Raw genomic sequence first — 18,620 nt, forward strand, 5'->3', positions numbered from 1 at the left:
GAACGCGAGAGCGGGGTTTCGGTGACGAGCAGGGGCGCTCGCGGCGGCCGGTCAGCGCTGCGCGCGACCACCGTCGGCGCGCACGCCGGTCGTCCCGGGTGCTGCGGCCCTGGCGCCGGGGGCGACCGGCCCGCGAGGGGCGATCACCTGCCCGGTCGGCCGCCGCGAGCGGCCTACGGTACGAGGGTAGACCGGTGAGATGAGCCACACAATGGGAATATCGAAGCCGATCAGGGACGGTCCGTGGTCGTGGCCGGAAGTGTCGGACCGCGGGCGTACCGTTGGTGTCATGGCGCTCGACATTCCCCGGCTCGACGGCCGCTTCCAGGTCGTCAGTGAGTTCCAGCCGGCCGGTGACCAGCCGGCTGCCATCGACGAGCTTGAGCGTCGCGTGCGGCGCGGCGACCGCAACACGGTGCTGCTCGGCGCGACCGGCACGGGCAAGAGCGCCACCACGGCGTGGCTGGTCGAGCGCCTCCAGCGGCCGACCCTGGTGCTCGCCCCCAACAAGACCCTCGCCGCCCAGCTCGCGAAGGAGTTCGGCGAGCTGCTGCCGCAGAACGCGGTCGAATACTTCGTCTCCTACTACGACTACTACCAGCCCGAGGCGTACATCCCGCAGACCGACACCTACATCGAGAAGGACTCCTCGATCAACGAGGAGGTCGAGCGGCTGCGGCACTCGGCCACGATGTCGCTGCTCACCCGGCGGGACGTCATCGTGGTCGCCACCGTGTCGGCGATCTACGGCCTGGGCACGCCGGAGGAATACCTCGACCGGGCCGTGCGGGTCAAGGTCGGGCAGGAGCTGGACCGCGACCAGTTGCTGCGCCGGCTGGTCGACATCCAGTACACGCGCAACGACATGGCCTTCCAGCGCGGCACGTTCCGGGTCCGCGGCGACACGCTGGAGATCATCCCGGCGTACGAGGAACTGGCGGTCCGGATCGAGCTGTTCGGTGACGAGATCGAGAAGCTCTACTACCTCAACCCGCTGACCGGTGACGTGGTCCGCGAGGTCGACAGCCTGATGATCTTCCCGGCCACGCACTACGCCGCCGGTCCCGAGCGGATGGAGCGGGCGATCCGCGACATCGAGGCCGAGCTGGGTGAGCGGCTGGCCGAGCTGGAACGGCAGGGCAAGCTGCTGGAGGCCCAGCGGCTGCGCATGCGCACCACCTACGACATCGAGATGATGCGCCAGGTGGGCTTCTGCTCCGGCATCGAGAACTACTCCATGCACATCGACGGCCGGCTGCCGGGCAGCCCGCCGCACTGTCTGCTCGACTACTTCCCCGACGACTTCCTCACCGTGGTCGACGAGTCGCACGTGACGATCCCGCAGATCGGCGGCATGTACGAGGGCGACGCCTCCCGTAAGCGGATGCTCATCGACCACGGTTTCCGGCTCCCCAGCGCGGCTGACAACCGGCCGCTGCGCTTCGACGAGTTCCTGGAGCGGGTGGGCCAGATGGTCTTCCTCTCCGCGACCCCCGGCCCGTGGGAGCTGGAGCAGGCGCAGGGCGAGTTCGTCGAGCAGGTGATCCGGCCCACCGGCCTGATCGACCCCGAGGTGGTGGTCAAGCCGACCAAGGGGCAGATCGACGACCTCATGCACGAGATCAAGCTGCGTACCGAGCGCGACGAGCGGGTGCTCGTCACCACGCTGACCAAGAAGATGGCCGAGGACCTCTCCGACTACCTGCTGGAGAACGGCATCCGGGTGCGCTACCTGCACTCCGAGGTCGACACGCTGCGCCGCGTCGAGCTGCTGCGCGAGCTGCGCAAGGGCGACTACGACGTGCTCGTCGGCATCAACCTGCTCCGGGAGGGCCTCGACCTGCCCGAGGTCTCGCTCGTGGCGATCCTCGACGCCGACAAGGAGGGCTTCCTGCGCAGCGGCCGGTCGCTGATCCAGACCATCGGCCGCGCGGCCCGTAACGTCTCCGGCCAGGTCCACATGTACGCCGACAAGATCACCCCGTCGATGGCGAGCGCGATCGACGAGACCAACCGGCGCCGGGCCAAGCAGATCGCGCACAACGAGGCGAACGGCATCAGCCCGGAGCCGCTGCGCAAGAAGATCCACGACATCCTCGACGACATCTACCGCGAGGCGGAGGACACCGAGAACAGCAACGTCGGCGGGGCCGTGCGGCAGTTGTCCCGGGGCAAGGCGCCGGTCAAGGAGACGCGCAGCCGCCGGGGCGCCGCCGCGACCCCGTCGCGCGAGGGGATGGCCCGGGCCGACCTGGCCAACCTCATCCAGGAGCTCAACGACCAGATGCTCGCCGCCGCGCGCGAGCTGCAGTTCGAGCTGGCCGCGCGGATCCGCGACGAGGTCGCCGACCTCAAGAAGGAACTGCGCGGGATGGACGCCGCAGGGGTCCGGTGACCGGCGCGACGGCCGGGGCGGCGCGATGCTGACCGAGGCCGTCATCGGGCGCCCCGACCCGCGACTGCGCCAGTGGGTGGACCGCTACCTCGGCTACCGGGAGGACGCGCCCGTCCCGCTCGTGCGCCGGGAGGCGGCGGGCGCGTTCGTCGTGCTGATCCTCGGCTGGGGCGACCCGCTGGACGTGACCGACCCGCGTGCTCCCGGCCGCGGCGCGTACGCCGCCAACGCCTTCCTGGCCGGTCCGTTCGACGGCTGGTGCGCCACCCGGACGGCCGGGACCGGCACCGGCGTGCAGGTGCTGCTGACCGCCCCGGCGGCCCGCCGCCTGCTCGGGCTGCCGCTGGCCGAGCTGACCAACCGGGCGGTGCCGGTCGACGCGGTTGCGGGCTGGCTGGCCCGGCTGCGCGACGAGCTGGCCGGCGAGCCGGGCTGGCCGGAACGCTTCGCCCGGCTCGACGCGGCCCTGGTCGCGCGGCTGGCGTCGACCGCGCCGGTGGACCCGCACCTGCTGGCGGCCTGGCGGCGCCTGGACGGCAGCGGGGGAGCGGTCGGCGTGGCCGCGCTCGCCGGGGAAGTGGGCTGGTCCCGCCGTCACCTGTCGGTCCGGTTCCGGCGGGAGTTCGGCCTGCCGCCGAAGACCGTCGCCCGCCTGCTGCGCTTCGAGCGGGCGTACGCGAGCCTGGGCCGGACGCTGCTCACCGCGGACGCCGCAGTGCCGGACGACGCCGGGTGGGCGGAGCGGGCCGCCCGGTGGGGCTACTGCGACCAGTCGCACCTGATCCGCGAGTTCCGCGAGTTCGCCGGCGCCACCCCGGCCGCGCTGACCGCGCCCGGATCGCATTCGTCCAATCCGGTCTGACCGCGCCGGCGGCAGACTGACGGGCATGCGAAGCGTCTATCCGGTCCTGCGGTATCCCGACGTGCGAGCCGCCGTGGACTTCCTCTGTGCCGCGTTCGGCTTCACCGTGCGCGAGGCCCACGAGCTGCCCGACGGCACGATCGGCCACGCCGAGCTGGCGTACGGCGACGACCTGGTGATGCTCGGCCCGGGGCCGGCGCCGCGGTCCCGGCCCGCCGACGACGACTACCGCGTCTACGTGGCGATCGACGATGTCGACGCGCACCACGAGCGCGCCCGGTCGGCCGGGGCGGAGATCGTCCGGGCGCCGTTCGACACCGACTACGGCTCCCGCGACTACGCCGCCCGCGACCTGGCCGGGCTGGTCTGGTCGTTCGGCACCTACCGCCCCTGACCGCGTCGCCCGCACGGTTGCGCTGTGTGGGCGAGGTATTGCCGAGCGTGACGGTGATGCGTACGCTCCCTCCCGGGAGGCGTGCATGCCGTTGTCAGCAAGTCCTGTGGTCCGGAGGGCGAGGCTCGGTGTGGAGCTGCGCCGGCTGCGCCGTCGCGAGTCGCTCACACTGGAGCAGGTCTGCGCCCGGCTGGGCTGGGCGTCCACCTCGAAGCTGTCCCGCATCGAGCTGGGGCAGAGCCGGCCCGATCTGGCCGACGTGCTCGACCTGCTCGACGTCTACGAGGTGCCGTCGCCGCAGCGCGATGAGCTGATCGTCATCGCCCGTGACGCCGCCACCGGCCGGGGCTGGTCGAAGGCGCTCGGCGAGATGGGGGAGCGTCAGCGGGCGTACGCCGAGCTGGAGGCGGGCGCGGAGCGCATCGTGGAGTACCAGTGCGTGCTCGTGCCCGGGCTGCTCCAGACCCCGGCGTACGCCCGGCTGCGCGTGTCGGCCGGCGCGGCGCTGGCCGGGGAGGTGGACGTGGAGGCCGACGTGCGGGCCCGGGTGGCGCGCCAGGAACTGCTGATCCGGCCGGACCCGCCGCACTACACCGCGCTGGTGGACGAGCGCGTCTGCGACCCGGACGGGCTGCCTTCCGACGTGTGGCGCGACCAGATGCGGCACCTGCTCGCGCTCGCCGAACGGCCCCGCGTCACCGTCCGGGTGCTGCGGTCCGCGGCGTCGAGCGGCGACGGGCCGCACCCGCTGGCGCCGTTCTCGTACTACTCCTACCCCGACCCGGAGGATCCGCGCACCGTGCTGGTGGAGACGCTCACGACCGACCTGCGGCTGGTCGCCGAGGCGGACGTGACCCACTACGAGCGGGTCATCGAGCGGCTGCTGGCGGCGGCGCTGCCGGCGGACGCCTCCGCCGAGCTGGTGGCCCGGCGGCTCGGTGCGGCGCCCGTGCCCCGGCCGCGCGATCCGCACGAGCTGGAGTGAGGCGCACGGCCCGCCGACGGTGCGGCGCGACCACCGGGCCCGGCGCCCCCGATGACCGTCGGGACCGGTGGCCGCGCAGCGCGCAGGCTACGACAGCGGTACGACAGTTCAGGCCGGAACGTCGATGAAGTGCTCGACCAGCGGCGGGCCGGCGAAGTGCGGGCCGATCAGGCCGCGCCACTGCGCGAACCGCTCGGTCTGGCGGAAGTTCACGTCGTGCGCCTCGACCGAGTCCCACTCGACGAGCAGCACGAACCGGGTGGGCGACTCCACGCCCCGCGTCATCCGCACGGAGCGGCAGCCCTCGGCGCCGGCGAGGATCGGCCGCGCCTGCGCGTAGGCGGCGGCGAACTCGTCCTCGTGTCCGGGCGTGACATCGATCAGCGCGACCTCAAGAACCATGCTGGCAGCCTGCCATGCCGGCCCGCCGCCGGTGCGTCCCGGGTGACATCCCGGCACCCCGCACAGGCACATGGCTAGCCTCCTAGGACGCGCTGCGGGACGTGAGCCGCGGCACGTCGAGACATCGACGGGTGGCCCGGAGATGCGCCACCCGGGTGCGATGGTGAACAATGGCGGCCGAGGAGGGGAGTATTCCCCCGCGACGGAGTCGTCAGCACGGAAGAGCGCCGGCACCCCCGGTGGCCCGACCCGGCTCCGTCGGTCGGAACCCGGCACGCGGGCTCCGGCGGAAGAGACCTCCGACAGTCACCCCTGTCAGCGTCGACGCACCCCGGCACCGCACCCGGGCGTACGGTGTGCCCGACGCAGCGTGTCTGCCGGAGGATGGATTTGAACGTGTCCGCATTGGTGTGGGCGGTAACGCTGATCGCGATGATCGCGGTCCTGCTCGCCGACCTGTTCATCATCGGCCGGCGGCCGCACGAGCCGAGCGTCCGCGAGTCCAGCCTGTGGGTGGGCTTCTACGTCGGCCTGGCGCTGCTCTTCGGCGTGGTCCTCTGGCTCACCGCGGGTGGGCGCGTGGCAGGGGAGTTCTACACCGGCTGGCTCACCGAGTACAGCCTCTCGGTGGACAACCTCTTCGTCTTCGTGATCATCATGGCCCGGTTCGGGGTGCCCCGGCAGTACCAGCAGAAGGTGCTGCTCGTCGGCATCATCCTGGCGCTGATCATGCGGGGTGGCTTCATCGCGGCCGGCGCGGCGCTGATCTCCCAGTTCTCCTGGGTGTTCTACATCTTCGGCGCGTTCCTCATCTACACCGCGGTGAACCTGGCCCGGCAGGGCGAGCCGGACGAGGACGAGTTCAGCGAGAACCTGCTGATCCGGTGGAGCCGCAAGGCGCTGCCGCTGTCCCGCGACTACGACGGGGCGCGGATGACCACCCACGAACACGGGCGGCGCCTGTTCACCCCGATGCTGATCGTGATGATCGCGATCGGCACCACCGACCTGATCTTCGCGCTGGACTCGATCCCGGCGATCTTCGGCATCACCCAGGAGCCGTACCTGGTCTTCACCGCCAACGTGTTCGCGCTGATGGGGCTGCGGCAGCTCTACTTCCTGCTCGGCGGTCTGCTGGACCGGCTCATCTACCTCAGCTACGGCCTCGCCGTGGTGCTCGGCTTCATCGGCGTCAAGCTGGTGCTGGAGGCGCTGGCCGAGAACAACCTGCCGTTCATCAACGGCGGCGAGCACGTGGCGTGGGCCCCGCACATCCCGATCTGGCTCTCGCTCACGGTCATCCTCGGCACCCTGGCCGTGGCCACGGCCGCCAGCCTGGCGAAGTCGTCGCGGGACCGGCGCCGGGAACTGACCCAGGCCCGCCGCTGACCCACCCGTACCGCCGGGGCGCTCCCATCCCGGGGGCGCCCCGCGGCGTGTCCGGGGTCAGACGCGGTGGGCGCCGACGAGGGTGGCGGTCCGGTCGGCGGGCAGCTCCTCCTCGACCACCCGGCGGGTCAGATAGCAGGCGTGCAGCATCCGGCGCCGGCCGCCGCGCGGCTCGGCCGACACGATCCCGACGTGGTGGATGCGCCGGCCGGGCCGGGCGAAGAAGTAGAGGTCGCCGGGGCGCTCGGCGTCCAGCGGCACCCGCGAGGTCGCCGCCGCCTGGTCGTCGGCGTCGCGGGGGAGCGTGATCCCGTACCGCCGCCAGGCCAGGTGCACCAGACCGGAGCAGTCGATGCCGTCGGTGGACATGCCGCCCCAGACGTAGACCAGGTCGCGCAGCCGCTCGGCGACCGCGAGCACCTTCTCGGCCTCCGGACGCTCGGCGGGCAGCGGCACCAGGTCGTCCTCCGTGGCCCAGAGCGGTTCGGGCCGCCCGGGTACGCGGACCGGACGCCTGCCGTCCACCGCCGGCCCGGCCGGGGTGAGCCGGGTGCCGAGGACCACGCCGGTGAGCGCCGCGTCGCCGTCCGGCCCGGCGCGCAACGCGGTGTGGGCGACATCGACGGTCAGCGGCCGGTCGGCGGCCGAACCGGTGCCGGCCGGACCGGTGCCGGAGCCGGCCGAACCGGTACCGGCTGGGACAGGACCGGACGGACCGGAGCCGGACGGACCGGAGCCGGACGGGCCGGGACCGGACGGGCCGGTGCCGGCCGGCCCGGCCGGAACGGTGCCGGACAGAGCGGGGCCGGCGGGGCCGGCGTCGGCCGGATGAGTGGAGGACGGGCCGGCGTCGGCGGGATCGGCCAGGTGGGCGGCCCGCAGCCAGCCCGGGTAGCCGTCGGCGCCGAGCTTCGCCGCGGGCTGGCCCAGCGCCACCACCCGTACCCAGCCGTCCGGCCGGGTCTCGGTGACGCGCACCGGCTCGCCGAGCAGCAGCTGGGTCAGGACGCAGTCACCGACGAGCTGGTCGCGGTCCATGCCGGCGATCCAGGCGGCGACGTCGGGGGAGCCGGCGAGGGCGGGACAGTCGATCGGGCGTACCGCCTCGGGCGCGGTCCAGAGGGTCGCCACCGGTACCCGTACGACGGCCCGGCGGCCGGGCTGAGGCGCCACGCGTACCCCTCTCTGCGGTGGTCGTCGGGGCGACCATATGAAAAATTCTGACGATGCTCAAGCATGTGCCTGAATTTTAGCTTCACGTAGCCCGGTGACGCCCAGTCCCGGCGCGTCCGGCAGCAGCACGCTCGCGCCCTCGTACCGGATGCCCCCGGCGACCGGCGACCAGGCCAGCCACCAGGCGGCGTCGAGGTCCGACACGGCCGTGGTGCCGTAGGCGGCGACCAGGCTGGCCGCGGCGCCCACCCCGACCGGCCCCTCCATCATCGAACCGACGATGGTGCCCATGCCCTGCGCGGCGGCCAGGTCGAGCAGCGTGCGGGCCGGTTGCAGGCCGCCGCACTTGGCCAGCTTCACGTTGACCATGTCGGCGGCCCGCCGCCGGATCACCTCGACCAGGTCGCGCACGTCGAAGACGGACTCGTCGGCCAGGATCGGCAGGTCCACCCGGTCGCTGACCCAGGCCAGCCCGTCCAGGTCGCGGCGGTGCACCGGCTGCTCGACCAGCTCCACGTCGAGCCCCGCGTCCTCGATCGCCCGGATCACCCGGACCGCCTCCCGGGGCGTCCAGCCCTGGTTGGCGTCCAGCCGGATCCGCACGTCCGGCCCGACCGCGGCCCGCACCGCACGGACCCGGTCCAGGTCGCCGCGGGCGTCCGTGCCGACCTTGAGCTTGAGCACGGTGAACCCCTCGGCGCCGCGCCGCGCCGCCGTCGCGGCCAGGTCCACCGCGTCACCGGCCGCCAGCGTGACGTCGGTCGGCACGCGCAGCGCCGTGCCGCCGAGCAGACGCACCAGGGGTACGCCGAGCCGCCGCGCGGCCAGGTCGTGCAGCGCCACGTCGACCGCCGCCTTCGCCGACTCGTTGCCCACCACGGCGCGGCGCACCAGCGCGCAGGCCGCCTGGAGGTCGTCGGCGTCGCGGCCGACCAGCAGCGGCGCGAGCATCTCGCGGACGCACGCCTCGGCGCCCGCCACCGACGCGCCGGTGACCTGCCAGACCTGCGGCGCCTCCCCGAAACCCGAGCGCCCGTCGCCGTCGATCACCTCCACGACCAGCGTGTCCACGGTGGTGGTGCGGCGCAGCGCGGTGACGAACGGGGTGTGTAAGGCGGCCGAGAGCCGGTGGGTGCGTACCGCGGCGATCGTCATGTGGGGCACCCTATAGCCAACTGGCACCGAGCAGGGGAGGGCCGATGGCCGGGCGGGAATGGGAGCTGGTGGGCGCGCCGAACGCGCGTGACCTGGGTGGACTGCCGACGACCGACGGGCGGCGGGTACGGGCGGGACGGCTCATCCGCACGCCCGCGCTGGGCCGGCTGACCGACGAGGACCTGCCGGTGCTGGGCAAGCTCGGCCCGGCGTGCGTGGTGGACCTGCGCGACGTCCACGAGCAGGCGGTGGCCCCGCCGGACCGGTTGGTGGGGGAGCCCCGCACCGTGCACCTGCCGGTCTACGACGCGGCGCACCCGGTGTTCACGTACGTCTCGGCGGTGTTGCAGGGCCACGACCTGGACGCGTACGCGGCGCTGGCCCGCGAGGGCATGCCGGGGGCGATGACGGCGATCTACCGCTGGTTCGTCACCGGTGAGTCGGCGCGGGCCGGGTTCGGCGAAGCGGTGCGGCTGGCCGCCGACGGCGCGAACCTGCCGCTGCTGTTCCACTGCTCGGCCGGCAAGGACCGGACCGGCTGGCTGTCGGTGGTGCTGCTGACCGCGCTGGGGGTGGAGGAGGAGGCGATCCGCGCCGACTACCTCGTGCACAACGAGCTGACCGAGAGCCTGCGCGAGGTGCTGCTGTCGGCGATGATCCAGCGCCGGCCGGACCTGGACCCGGCGGTGGCCCGGCCGCTGCTGGAGGTGCGCCCGGAATACCTGGACGCCGCCTACGACGAGGTGCGCCGCGCGCACGGCTCGTTCGAGGCGTACCTGCGGGACGGTCTGGGGGTGACCGACGCCGACCGCGCCGCGTTGCGCGAGCGGCTGCTGGAGTAGCCGGGTCAGCCGGCCAGGTCGTGCCGGGCGGCCCAGACCTGCTCCGAGACGTGCGCGATCAGGCGGCAGGCGTCGTCCTCGACCTCGCCGTCCGCGCCGCCGTCGGCCAGGTCGGTGGTGGTGCAGACGACGATCGTGTACGGCGGCGCGTCGTCCGGGAACACCACGCCGGCGCCGTGCCGCACACCGCGTACCCAGCCGTTCTTGTGCGCGATCCGGGTGCCGTCGGGCAGCCCGGCGGCCAGGTCCTCGCGGTGTTCCTGCGCGACGAGCACGTCGAGCATGGCGGCGCAGCCGGCCGGTGAGGCGAGCGGGCCGGGCCGGGTCGCGCCGAGCGCCAGCTCACCGAGCAGGGCGGCCAGGTCGGCGGCGGTGACCAGGTTGTCGATGCCGGAGTCGCGGGCGGCGAAGTCCTCGATGCCGCGGCCGGTGACGCTGTGCCGCGCCCCGGCGAGCGCCCACGCCTGCGCCACGGCGGGCAGCCCCACCTCGCCGATGCAGATGTTCGTGGCCAGGTTGCTGGACCGGACGATCATCCGCTCGGCGAGCCAGCGCAGCGACGCCTCGCCGCCGACGCGGTCCCAGACCGCCTCGTCGTTGTCGTAGTCGCGGTCGTTGGCGAACCGGGGCGCGCCGGACAGCGCGGAGTCGAACGAGTTGCGCACCGGCACCGGCGCCTCCAGGTCGAGCCGGCCGGCCTCGGCGGCGCGGAACAACGCCACCAGCACGGCCAGCTTCATGGTGCTCGCCGCGTAGTGGGTGGCGTCGGCCCGCCGCGTCCACGTGGGTCGCGCGCCGGGCCGACCCACGTACGCGGAGACGATGCCGGGCACCTTGTCCAGGTGCGCGTCGAGCTCCTCCCAGATCATGACCGCACCGTAGCCGATCGCCGCGGCGTACGCGGGGCAGCGTCGGACCCGGGTACGGGGCTAGCGTGCGGAGATGACGACCCCGTTGTACGACGACATCGCCGACTGGTACGAGGAGTACGCCAGCGAGACCTCGTCGGTCTACATGGACCGGGTCCGGTCGGTGCTGGCCGACCTGCTGGGCGACGGGCCGGGCCGGTGCGTGGACCTGTGCTGCGGCACCGGGGCGCACGCGGCCGAGGTGCGCCGTCTCGGGTGGACACCGGTGGGGGTGGACCTGTCCGGCGGGCAGCTGCGCCACGCCCGCGCCCGGCTGCCGGTGGCCCGGGCCGACGCGACCGCGCTGCCGCTGGCCAGCGGCGCCGTGCCGGCAGTGGTCTGCGTGCTCGCGCACACCGACATGCCGGACTACCCGGCGGCGGTCGCCGAGGCGGCGCGGGTGCTGGCGCCCGGCGGCCGGCTGGTGCACGTCGGCGTGCACCCGTGTTTCGTCGGCGCGTTCGCCGACCGGTCCGAACCGGAGCGGATCGTGATCGACGGCGGGTACGCCTCGCGTGAGCACACGGTCCGCTCGTGGAACTCGGTCGGGGTCCGGGCCCGGGTCGGCGCCTGGCACCTGCCCCTGGCCGGACTGCTGGACGCCGTGGCGGCCGCCGGACTGCGGCTGACCCGGGTGGTGGAGTCCGGTTCCGGCCCCGTCCCCGACGTCCTGGCCCTGGCGGCCACCAAACCCCACTGACCCGCCCGTCGCCCGCAACGCCCTCTCGCCCCCGTGACCGCCACTCACACCGTCGATCATGAAGTTGGCGGCGGATTTGATCTCCAGGACTGCCGCCAACCTCATGATCGTCCAGCGGTGGGCGGGTGGGGGAGCGGGAAGGGGGGAGCCCGGTCCGCCTTGGGCGGGCCGGGCTCCGGGGTGGGGCTGGTGAGGGGGTGGGTCAGCCGGCGTGCTTGCGGCGGGCGGCCATCCGGCCGCGCTGGGTCTGGTCCAGCACCACCTTGCGGATGCGCACCGCGGCCGGGGTGACCTCGACGCACTCGTCCTCGCGGCAGAACTCCAGCGCCTGCTCCAGGGACAGCTTGCGCGGCGGGATCAGCTTCTCGGTCTCGTCCGCGGTGGACGAGCGCATGTTGGTGAGCTTCTTCTCCTTGGTGATGTTGACGTCCATGTCGTCGGAGCGGGAGTTCTCGCCGACGATCATGCCCTCGTACACCTCGGTGCCCGGCTCGACGAAGAGCTGGCCGCGCTCCTGGAGGTTGGTCATCGCGAACGCGGTGACCGCGCCGGACCGGTCGGCGACCAGCGACCCGTTGTTGCGGGTGCGCAGCTCGCCGAACCACGGCTCGTACGACTCGAAGACGTGGTGCAGGATGCCGGTGCCGCGGGTCTCGGTGAGGAACTCGGTCCGGAAGCCGATCAGGCCGCGCGCCGGGACCAGCCACTCCATCCGGATCCAGCCGGTGCCGTGGTTGACCAGCTGCTCCATCCGGCCCTTGCGGGTGGCCAGGAGCTGGGTGATGGCGCCCAGGTACTCCTCCGGGGAGTCGATGGTCAGCCGCTCGACCGGCTCGCAGGTCTTGCCGTCGATCTCCTTGGTGACGACCTGCGGCTTGCCGACGGTCAGCTCGAAGGACTCGCGGCGCATCTGCTCGACCAGGATCGCCAGGGCCAGCTCGCCACGGCCCTGCACCTCCCAGGCGTCCGGCCGCTCGGTGGGCAGCACCCGCAGCGAGACGTTGCCGACCAGCTCCTTGTCGAGCCGGTCCTTGACCATCCGGGCGGTGACCTTGGCGCCCTTGACCCGGCCGACCAGCGGCGAGTTGTTGGTGCCGATGGTCATCGAGATGGCCGGCTCGTCCACGGTGATCAGCGGCAGCGGCACCGGGTTCTCGGCGTCGGCCAGCGTCTCACCGATCATGATCTCCGGGATGCCGGCGACGGCGATGATGTCGCCCGGCCCGGCGGACTCGGCCGGCTTGCGCTCCAGCCCCTCGGTCATGAGCAGCTCGGAGATGCGTACCCGCTGGGTGCTGCCGTCGGTGCGGCACCAGGCCACGGTCTGGCCCTTGCTGATGGTGCCCTGGCGGACCCGGCACAGCGCGAGCCGGCCCAGGAACGGCGAGGCGTCGAGGTTGGTGACGTGGGCCTGCAGCGGCGCGCCCTCGTCGTACGCGGGCGCGGGGATGGTGTCCAGCAGCGTGCGGAACAGCGGCTCCAGGTTGCTGCTGTCGTCCGGGACGGCGCCGTCGGCGGGCTGGGTCAGCGAGGCGATGCCGTCGCGGGCGCAGGCGTAGACGATCGGGAAGTCGATCTGCTCCTCGTCGGCGTCCAGGTCGAGGAACAGCTCGTAGGTGTCGTCCACGACCTCCTTGATCCGGGCGTCCGGGCGGTCCACCTTGTTGATCACCAGGATGATCGGCAGCCGGGCGCGCAGCGCCTTGCGGAGCACGAACCGGGTCTGCGGCAGGGGGCCCTCGCTGGCGTCGACCAGCAGCACCACACCGTCGACCATGGTCAGGCCGCGCTCGACCTCGCCGCCGAAGTCGGCGTGACCGGGGGTGTCGATGATGTTGATGGTGACCGGTTCCGAGCCGTCCGCCGGCATGTACCGCACGCCGGTGTTCTTGGCGAGGATGGTGATGCCCTTCTCGCGCTCGAGGTCCATCGAGTCCATGACCCGCTCGGTGGTCTCACCACGGGCGCCGTAGGCGCCGGCCTGCCGCAACATGGCGTCGACCAGGGTCGTCTTGCCGTGGTCGACGTGGGCGATGATGGCGACGTTGCGGAGGTCGGTGCGTAGCTGCATACCCTCCATACTCCTGTCTGCGGTTGCCGGGGCACGCCTCGGGGTCACCCCGAGATCGCCCGGATCTGCGTCGAAAGTGCTGTGCCGACCGTTCCAGCGACTGGCATGCTGACACCCGTGCGGGGTGTCCGATGCCTGACCTGCTGAGCTGGCTGCAGGAGCTGCCGCCCCTGCTGATCTACCTGGCCGCCGCGGCGATCGTCGCGGCGGAGACCGCGGTGATCGTCGGGCTGCTGATGCCCGGCGAGGCGACCCTGCTTCTGGTCGGCTTCCTAGCGTACGCGGGGACGCTGCGCCTCGCGCCCGTGCTGGTGGCCATGACCGCCGCCGCCGTGATCGGAGACACACTCGCGTGGCGGGCGGGCCGCCGGTACGGCCCCCGGCTGCGCGCCTCGGGCGTGGGTGCCCGGATCGGCGCGCACCGGTGGCGGCGGGCCGACTCGCTGCTGGAGCGCCTCGGCGGCCGGGGCGTGCTCGCCGCCCGCTGGATCGCGTTCGCCCGCACGCTGGCGCCCCGGCTGGCCGGGTCGGCGGGGATGCCGTACCGGCGGTTCGCGCCGTGGAACCTGGCCGGGGTGGCGAGCTGGGTCGGCGCCTCGGTGCTGGCCGGCTACCTGGCCGGTGAGTCGTACGAGCGGGTGTCGAAGCTGCTCGGCCGGGCCACCGGAGCGGTGCTGGCCCTGCTGCTGTGCCTGCTCGCCGTGGTGCTCGCCGGCCGCTGGCTGGGGCGCAACCCGGACCCGGTACGCGCGCTGGCGGCGAGGGCCGCCGCGTTGCCGCCGCTGCGCTGGCTGCGGGCCCGGTACGGGGTGCTGTTCTTCCTGGTCGCCATGCGGGTCGGCCCGGCCTGGACCCTGCTGATCAACCTGGCGCTGGGGCTGGCGCTGCTGTTCGTCGCCGGGCTGGCCGTGGCGGTCCTGCTGGAGGCGGTCGTCGCGCACAGCGGGCTGGGTGTCCTCGACGGGCTGGTCGCCGACTGGTTCGCCGCCCGGCGTACCCCGGGTGTGGTCGACACGGCGCTGCTCGCGGTGTCGGTGCTGCGCGGCTGGGTGCTGATCGCCGCGGTGGCGGTGGTGGCCGCGGTGGTGGCGCGGCGGGGTCGGGCGTGGCGGGCCGACCCGCTCGGGGTGCTGGGCACTGTCGGCGCCGCCGTACCGCTGGTGTTGCTCGTCGTCGTCGCGGACCTGACCGGTCCGGGCGGCCCGGACCGCCCCGGTGACCTGTTCCCGACGCAGAACGCGGTGGTGACCGCGAGTTTCGGCACGCTCGCCTGGCTGCTGTCGCGGGGTGCCCGCTGGCCGGTGGGCGCGGCGGTGTGGACGGCCGCGTCGGCGGGGGTGGTCACTGTCACCGGCGCGCGGCTCTACCTGGGCTTCAGTACGGCCAGCGGCACCGTCACGGCGGTCCTGCTCGGCCTCACCTGGACGACCGTGTTCGTGGTGGCGTGGGCGACCCGGAACCGGCTGGCGGACCGCGACGAGCGTCCGGCCGACGCCGAGCCCGGGGATCGGCCGGCCGGCGCGGTCCCGGCGGAGTCGCCGCCCCGGCCCCGGCGGCGCCGGCCCGCGTCGCGGGTACCCCCCGGACCTGTCGATCCTTGCTAGGGTGCGCCGACGGGGGACTACGGGGAGGTCCGATGCGGCGAGGACTCGGCCGGTGGGCCGTGACGGTGGTGGCGCTGTTCGCGGCGGCCACGCTGACGGCGTGCGGCGAGCAGGAACAGCCGGTGCGGGAGGTCGCCGTGGAACTGCCCACGGCGGCGCCGGCGGAGCAACCCCAGGAGGCGCCGGCCGACGCGCCGAGCGAGGAGCCGGCGGCGGTCGCGGCGATGGGCGGTCGGCCCAGCCCGAGCGCGTCGGCGAAACCGAAGCCGCGGGCGAAGCCGACCCGCACGACCACGGCGCCGCTGGCCCGGCCGAAGCCGCCGACCGAGACCCAGGTGCCACCGGCGCCACCGAAGCCGGTGGACGACGGCTGCAAGCCGAGCTACCGGGGCACCAAGGCCAGCCAGAGCCAGGTCAAGGCGGCGCTCGCCGACGCCGCGGCGCGTACCTACTGGCCGACCTCGGCGCCGGACATCCGCATCCCGTCGGCGCTGCTGAAGGCCACCGCCTGGCAGGAGAGCGGGTGGCAGTCCAACATCATCGCCTGTGACGGCGGGGTCGGGCTGATGCAGGTCATGCCCGCCACGGCGGAGTGGATGAACCAGCGGTTCGGCCAGTCGTACGACATCGACGCCTACCGGGACAACGCCTACCTGGGCGGCACCTACCTGGCCTGGCTGACCAAGTACATCGGCGACATGTACTTCGAGTCCGACTACCGGCTCGACGCCTCGCTGTGCACCAGCGAGCTGAACTCCTGCCTGCTCAACGCCGTGATCGCCGCCTACAACTACGGGCACGGCGCGGTGGCGCGGGAGGACCAGCCGCTGGCCATCCCCAACCCGCAGTACGTGCGCAACGTGCGGGCGCTGATGACCGAGTGCGAGTGCCTGAGCTTCTGAGCGACCGGACGATCGGGCGGGGGCCGGCGCGTACGCCGGCCCCCGCCCGCCGGTTCAGTCCCGTGCGGGAACCGGCTCGGCCGACGCCCCGGTTGACGCGTCGGCGTCCCGGGTGATCCGTCCGGGCCACCAGAACCGGTCGCCGAGCAGGAACGCCAGCGCCGGCACCAGGACGGTCCGGACCAGCAGCGTGTCCAGCAGCACGCCGATGCAGACGATGATGCCGATCTGGGTGAGCGTGATCAGCGGCAGCACGCCGAGCACCGCGAACACCGCCGCCAGCAGGATGCCGGCGCTGGTGATGACGCCGCCGGTGACCCGCAGCGCCGACAGCATGCCGTCGCGGGTGCCGCTGCGCCGGGCGTCCTCCCGGGCCCGGGTGACCAGGAAGATGTTGTAGTCGACGCCGAGCGCGACCAGGAACACGAACGCGAGCAGCAGCACCCCGCTGTCCAGCGCCGGGAAGTCCAGCACGTGGTCGAAGAGCAGCCAGGCCGCGCCGAGGCTGGCGAAGAACGAGCCGATGACCGTGAGCACCAGCAGCAGCGGCGCCAGCAGCCCGCGCAGCAGCAGCACCAGCACCGCGCCGACCAGCAGCAGGATGAGCGGCAGGATCAGCTGCAGGTCCTTGGTGTTGGCCTCGTTCGAGTCGTACGTCGCGGCGACCGAACCACCGACCAGGGCGCCGTCGGGGGCGTCCGCGCCCTCCACGGCGGGCGGTGCCGAGTCCGGTACGGCGGACACGGCGTCGCGCAGCGCCACCACGGCCCGGTCGGACGCGGCGCTGCCCGGCTCGGCGGTGAGCACCACGTCGATCTGGGCGACCCGGTCCCCGGCGGCGCCGGGCCGGGCCGAGGCGACCCCGTCGACGCCGCCGGCCGCGGCGAGGACGGCCTGGGCGGCCTGCGGGGTGGTGAGCACCGCGACCGGCTGGGTGCTGCCGGCCGGGAACGCCCGGGCGAGCGTCTCCGCTCCGGCGACCGCCTCCGGCTTCTCGCTGAACTGCTCGGTCTCGGACAGCCCGGTGCGGATGCCCAGGCCGCCGAGGGCGAGGCCGGCGAGCAGCAGGACGGCGAGCGCGGCGACCGGCAGCGGCCGGCGGACGACCAGCTCGCCGAGGCGGCCCCAGATCCGGCCCTCGCGGGCGGCGCTGCCGACGCGGGGGACGAACGGCCAGAACAGGCCCCGGCCGAACAGCAGCAGGGCGGCGGGGAGCACGAACAGAGCGGAGAGCATGGCGAAGATCACGCCGGTGGCGCAGGCCAGTGCGAGCGCCCGGTTGGTCTCCTGCTCGGACAGCAGCAGTGTGAGCACGCCGAGGACGACGGTGCTGCCGCTGGCCAGGATCGGCTCGGCGGTGCGGCGCAGCGCGGACCGCATGGCGGCGAACCGGTCCTCCTCGCGGCGCAGCTCCTCGCGGTAGCGGGCGATGAGCAGCAACGCGTAGTTGGTGGCGGCGCCGAACACCAGCACGCTGGCGATGCCCGTCACCTGCCCGCTGGGCAGGTAGATGCCGAAGGCCGGTACGAGGGACTCCACCACGCGCAGCGTGATCTGCTCGGTCGCGCCCACCACCAGCAGCGGCACCAGCCACAGGAACGGGCTGCGGTAGGTGACGAGCAGCAGCACCGCCACCACGGCGGCGGTGACCAGCAGCAGCGTGGTGTCGGCGCCCTGGAACACCTTGCCCAGGTCGGCGGTGAACGCGGGCCCGCCGGTGACCTCGACGGTCAGCTCGCCGGGCAGGTCACCGACCGCCTCGCGGAGCTTCTCCACCTCGTCGACCACCGCCGACGGCCCGCCCTCGGTGGACAGCGGCACCGCGACCAGCGCCACGGTGCCGTCCGGGGAGACCTGGGCGGGGGAGACCCGCCCGCCGGCGGCGAGCGAGCCGAGGTCGCCGGAGATGCCGTCGAGCGTGCTGCGGTCCGCGCCGCTGAGCGGGCCCCCGTCGGCGCGGCTGACCACCACCAGGGCGGTCTGGGCGTCCTTGGAGGGCAACTGCTCCTGGAGCCGCTCGACCTGTGTCGACTGCCACTCCACGGACAGGCCGGTGTCGGAGACGGGCGCCGGATTGTCCGGCTTCGGCAGTCCGAAGGCGACCACGCCGACGACGAGCGCGGCGGCCAGCGTGAGCCAGGCGGCCAGCCGGCCCCGGACGACGCGGGTGAACAGAGACATCTGATGCCCTCACATATTGGTCGCGGGGGATTCTCTCTTAACGAGTATCTTGATGAGCGAGATTATCCGGGGTGGTTCTATGCTGCAACCGGAACTGTTCGACGGGGGGTGGCGGCAAGCGGTGGCGGCGCACAGGATGTACCGGCGACGCGACGACCCACGCGGTCGCATGGTGGCCGACATCACCAACGACCTGCGTCGTTACTCGGTCGACGCGCAGCACATCGGGCACGCGTTCGCCGGCCTGCACGGCCTCAACGCCACCGACCTGTACGCCCTGATCGCGGTCATGGAGGCCGAGCTGGTGGGCGACCCGATCACCCCCGGCCGGCTCGGCGAGGCGCTCAACCTCTCCTCCGGCTCGGTGACCGCGCTCGTCGACCGGCTGGAACGCGGCGGCCACATCCGGCGCGACCGGGACACCGCCGACCGCCGCAAGATCCTCCTGCACTACGCCGACCGCGGCGCCACGCTCGCGCAGAGCTTCTTCGGTCCGCTGGGTCGCCGTACCGACGAGGTGATGGAGCGCTTCAGCGACGACGAACTGGCGGTGGTGCACCGGTTCATGGCCGAGATGGTGCACTCCATGCGGACCCACCGGGACGAGATCCGCGCCGCCCCCCGTCGCGGCGCCGCCTCCGGCCCGGCCGACTGATC

The 18,620-nt window shown here is 73.4% G+C and carries 16 protein-coding genes; 10 read left to right on the forward strand and 6 right to left on the reverse strand.

Annotated features, from left to right (window positions below):
* The first annotated feature begins 289 nt into the window (after positions 1–289).
* From uvrB to M8C11_RS09765, 4 genes are all read left to right on the forward strand, one after another.
* On the forward strand, positions 290–2,395 hold the full coding sequence (uvrB, locus tag M8C11_RS09750) for an excinuclease ABC subunit UvrB (protein ID WP_120568893.1): 2,106 nt from the start codon (positions 290–292) through the stop codon (positions 2,393–2,395).
* Between the two features lie 25 nt (positions 2,396–2,420).
* Positions 2,421–3,257 (forward strand): AraC family transcriptional regulator, encoded by an 837-nt coding sequence (locus M8C11_RS09755; protein WP_252449317.1) that lies wholly within the window; start codon positions 2,421–2,423, stop codon positions 3,255–3,257.
* Positions 3,258–3,282: 25 nt separating this feature from the next.
* Positions 3,283–3,651, forward strand: a complete 369-nt coding sequence (locus M8C11_RS09760) for a VOC family protein (protein ID WP_252449318.1) — start codon at positions 3,283–3,285, stop codon at positions 3,649–3,651.
* 85 nt (positions 3,652–3,736) lie between these two features.
* Positions 3,737–4,636, forward strand: a complete 900-nt coding sequence (locus M8C11_RS09765) for a DUF5753 domain-containing protein (protein WP_121686259.1) — start codon at positions 3,737–3,739, stop codon at positions 4,634–4,636.
* Between the two features lie 108 nt (positions 4,637–4,744).
* Here the strand turns inward: M8C11_RS09765 and M8C11_RS09770 are convergent, their stop codons facing one another.
* Positions 4,745–5,038: an antibiotic biosynthesis monooxygenase gene (locus M8C11_RS09770; RefSeq protein WP_013287496.1), complete on the reverse strand. Its 294-nt coding sequence runs from the start codon at positions 5,036–5,038 to the stop codon at positions 4,745–4,747.
* A 390-nt stretch (positions 5,039–5,428) separates the two neighbouring features.
* Here M8C11_RS09770 and M8C11_RS09775 point away from each other — a divergent pair, with 390 nt between their 5' ends.
* Entirely contained in the window at positions 5,429–6,427 is a 999-nt protein-coding gene (locus tag M8C11_RS09775) for a TerC family protein (RefSeq protein WP_135244020.1), read from the forward strand.
* Between the two features lie 57 nt (positions 6,428–6,484).
* Here the strand turns inward: M8C11_RS09775 and M8C11_RS30405 are convergent, their stop codons facing one another.
* Positions 6,485–7,600, reverse strand: coding sequence for a C40 family peptidase (locus M8C11_RS30405; protein ID WP_308212735.1), 1,116 nt, complete (start codon positions 7,598–7,600; stop codon positions 6,485–6,487).
* 57 nt (positions 7,601–7,657) lie between these two features.
* The gene (locus M8C11_RS09790) at positions 7,658–8,755 is read right to left on the reverse strand and encodes a mandelate racemase/muconate lactonizing enzyme family protein (protein ID WP_252449319.1); all 1,098 of its coding nucleotides are present in this window, start codon (positions 8,753–8,755) and stop codon (positions 7,658–7,660) included.
* A 44-nt stretch (positions 8,756–8,799) separates the two neighbouring features.
* Between M8C11_RS09790 and M8C11_RS09795 the strand changes: the two genes are divergently transcribed.
* On the forward strand, positions 8,800–9,597 hold the full coding sequence (locus tag M8C11_RS09795; protein ID WP_121686262.1) for a tyrosine-protein phosphatase: 798 nt from the start codon (positions 8,800–8,802) through the stop codon (positions 9,595–9,597).
* A 5-nt stretch (positions 9,598–9,602) separates the two neighbouring features.
* On the opposite strand, the gene M8C11_RS09800 is transcribed toward M8C11_RS09795, so the two are convergent.
* On the reverse strand, positions 9,603–10,466 hold the full coding sequence (locus tag M8C11_RS09800) for a serine hydrolase (protein WP_252449320.1): 864 nt from the start codon (positions 10,464–10,466) through the stop codon (positions 9,603–9,605).
* A gap of 73 nt (positions 10,467–10,539) precedes the next feature.
* Here M8C11_RS09800 and M8C11_RS09805 point away from each other — a divergent pair, with 73 nt between their 5' ends.
* Positions 10,540–11,205: a class I SAM-dependent methyltransferase gene (locus M8C11_RS09805; protein ID WP_252449321.1), complete on the forward strand. Its 666-nt coding sequence runs from the start codon at positions 10,540–10,542 to the stop codon at positions 11,203–11,205.
* 202 nt (positions 11,206–11,407) lie between these two features.
* On the opposite strand, the gene typA is transcribed toward M8C11_RS09805, so the two are convergent.
* The gene (gene typA / locus M8C11_RS09810) at positions 11,408–13,276 is read right to left on the reverse strand and encodes a translational GTPase TypA (protein WP_252449322.1); all 1,869 of its coding nucleotides are present in this window, start codon (positions 13,274–13,276) and stop codon (positions 11,408–11,410) included.
* 131 nt (positions 13,277–13,407) lie between these two features.
* On the opposite strand from typA, the gene M8C11_RS09815 reads away from it, so the two are divergent.
* Both M8C11_RS09815 and M8C11_RS09820 read left to right on the forward strand, forming a co-directional pair.
* Positions 13,408–14,880 (forward strand): DedA family protein, encoded by a 1,473-nt coding sequence (locus tag M8C11_RS09815; protein ID WP_252449323.1) that lies wholly within the window; start codon positions 13,408–13,410, stop codon positions 14,878–14,880.
* A gap of 32 nt (positions 14,881–14,912) precedes the next feature.
* Positions 14,913–15,782 carry a lytic transglycosylase domain-containing protein gene (locus tag M8C11_RS09820; RefSeq protein ID WP_252449324.1) on the forward strand — a complete coding sequence of 290 codons (870 nt, stop codon included), beginning with the start codon at positions 14,913–14,915 and terminating at the stop codon, positions 15,780–15,782.
* 54 nt (positions 15,783–15,836) lie between these two features.
* On the opposite strand, the gene M8C11_RS09825 is transcribed toward M8C11_RS09820, so the two are convergent.
* Positions 15,837–17,963, reverse strand: coding sequence for an MMPL family transporter (locus M8C11_RS09825; RefSeq protein WP_121683569.1), 2,127 nt, complete (start codon positions 17,961–17,963; stop codon positions 15,837–15,839).
* Between the two features lie 136 nt (positions 17,964–18,099).
* On the opposite strand from M8C11_RS09825, the gene M8C11_RS09830 reads away from it, so the two are divergent.
* On the forward strand, positions 18,100–18,618 hold the full coding sequence (locus M8C11_RS09830) for a MarR family winged helix-turn-helix transcriptional regulator (RefSeq protein ID WP_091420471.1): 519 nt from the start codon (positions 18,100–18,102) through the stop codon (positions 18,616–18,618).
* The last annotated feature ends 2 nt before the right edge of the window (positions 18,619–18,620 follow it).

The organism is Micromonospora sp. CPM1 (assembly GCF_023896895.1).
GTDB classification, from domain to species: domain Bacteria; phylum Actinomycetota; class Actinomycetes; order Mycobacteriales; family Micromonosporaceae; genus Micromonospora; species Micromonospora tulbaghiae.

What these genes read in the sequence shown, in the direction of transcription:
- uvrB (WP_120568893.1), top strand. Translation starts at nt 290, where the DNA reads ATGGCGCTCGACATTCCCCGGCTCGACGGCCGCTTCCAGGTCGTCAGT.
- M8C11_RS09755 (WP_252449317.1), top strand. Translation starts at nt 2,421, where the DNA reads ATGCTGACCGAGGCCGTCATCGGGCGCCCCGACCCGCGACTGCGCCAG.
- M8C11_RS09760 (WP_252449318.1), top strand. Translation starts at nt 3,283, where the DNA reads ATGCGAAGCGTCTATCCGGTCCTGCGGTATCCCGACGTGCGAGCCGCC.
- M8C11_RS09765 (WP_121686259.1), top strand. Translation starts at nt 3,737, where the DNA reads ATGCCGTTGTCAGCAAGTCCTGTGGTCCGGAGGGCGAGGCTCGGTGTG.
- M8C11_RS09770 (WP_013287496.1), bottom strand. Translation starts at nt 5,038, where the DNA reads ATGGTTCTTGAGGTCGCGCTGATCGATGTCACGCCCGGACACGAGGAC.
- M8C11_RS09790 (WP_252449319.1), bottom strand. Translation starts at nt 8,755, where the DNA reads ATGACGATCGCCGCGGTACGCACCCACCGGCTCTCGGCCGCCTTACAC.
- M8C11_RS09795 (WP_121686262.1), top strand. Translation starts at nt 8,800, where the DNA reads ATGGCCGGGCGGGAATGGGAGCTGGTGGGCGCGCCGAACGCGCGTGAC.
- M8C11_RS09800 (WP_252449320.1), bottom strand. Translation starts at nt 10,466, where the DNA reads ATGATCTGGGAGGAGCTCGACGCGCACCTGGACAAGGTGCCCGGCATC.
- M8C11_RS09805 (WP_252449321.1), top strand. Translation starts at nt 10,540, where the DNA reads ATGACGACCCCGTTGTACGACGACATCGCCGACTGGTACGAGGAGTAC.
- typA (WP_252449322.1), bottom strand. Translation starts at nt 13,276, where the DNA reads ATGCAGCTACGCACCGACCTCCGCAACGTCGCCATCATCGCCCACGTC.
- M8C11_RS09815 (WP_252449323.1), top strand. Translation starts at nt 13,408, where the DNA reads ATGCCTGACCTGCTGAGCTGGCTGCAGGAGCTGCCGCCCCTGCTGATC.
- M8C11_RS09820 (WP_252449324.1), top strand. Translation starts at nt 14,913, where the DNA reads ATGCGGCGAGGACTCGGCCGGTGGGCCGTGACGGTGGTGGCGCTGTTC.
- M8C11_RS09825 (WP_121683569.1), bottom strand. Translation starts at nt 17,963, where the DNA reads ATGTCTCTGTTCACCCGCGTCGTCCGGGGCCGGCTGGCCGCCTGGCTC.
- M8C11_RS09830 (WP_091420471.1), top strand. Translation starts at nt 18,100, where the DNA reads ATGTACCGGCGACGCGACGACCCACGCGGTCGCATGGTGGCCGACATC.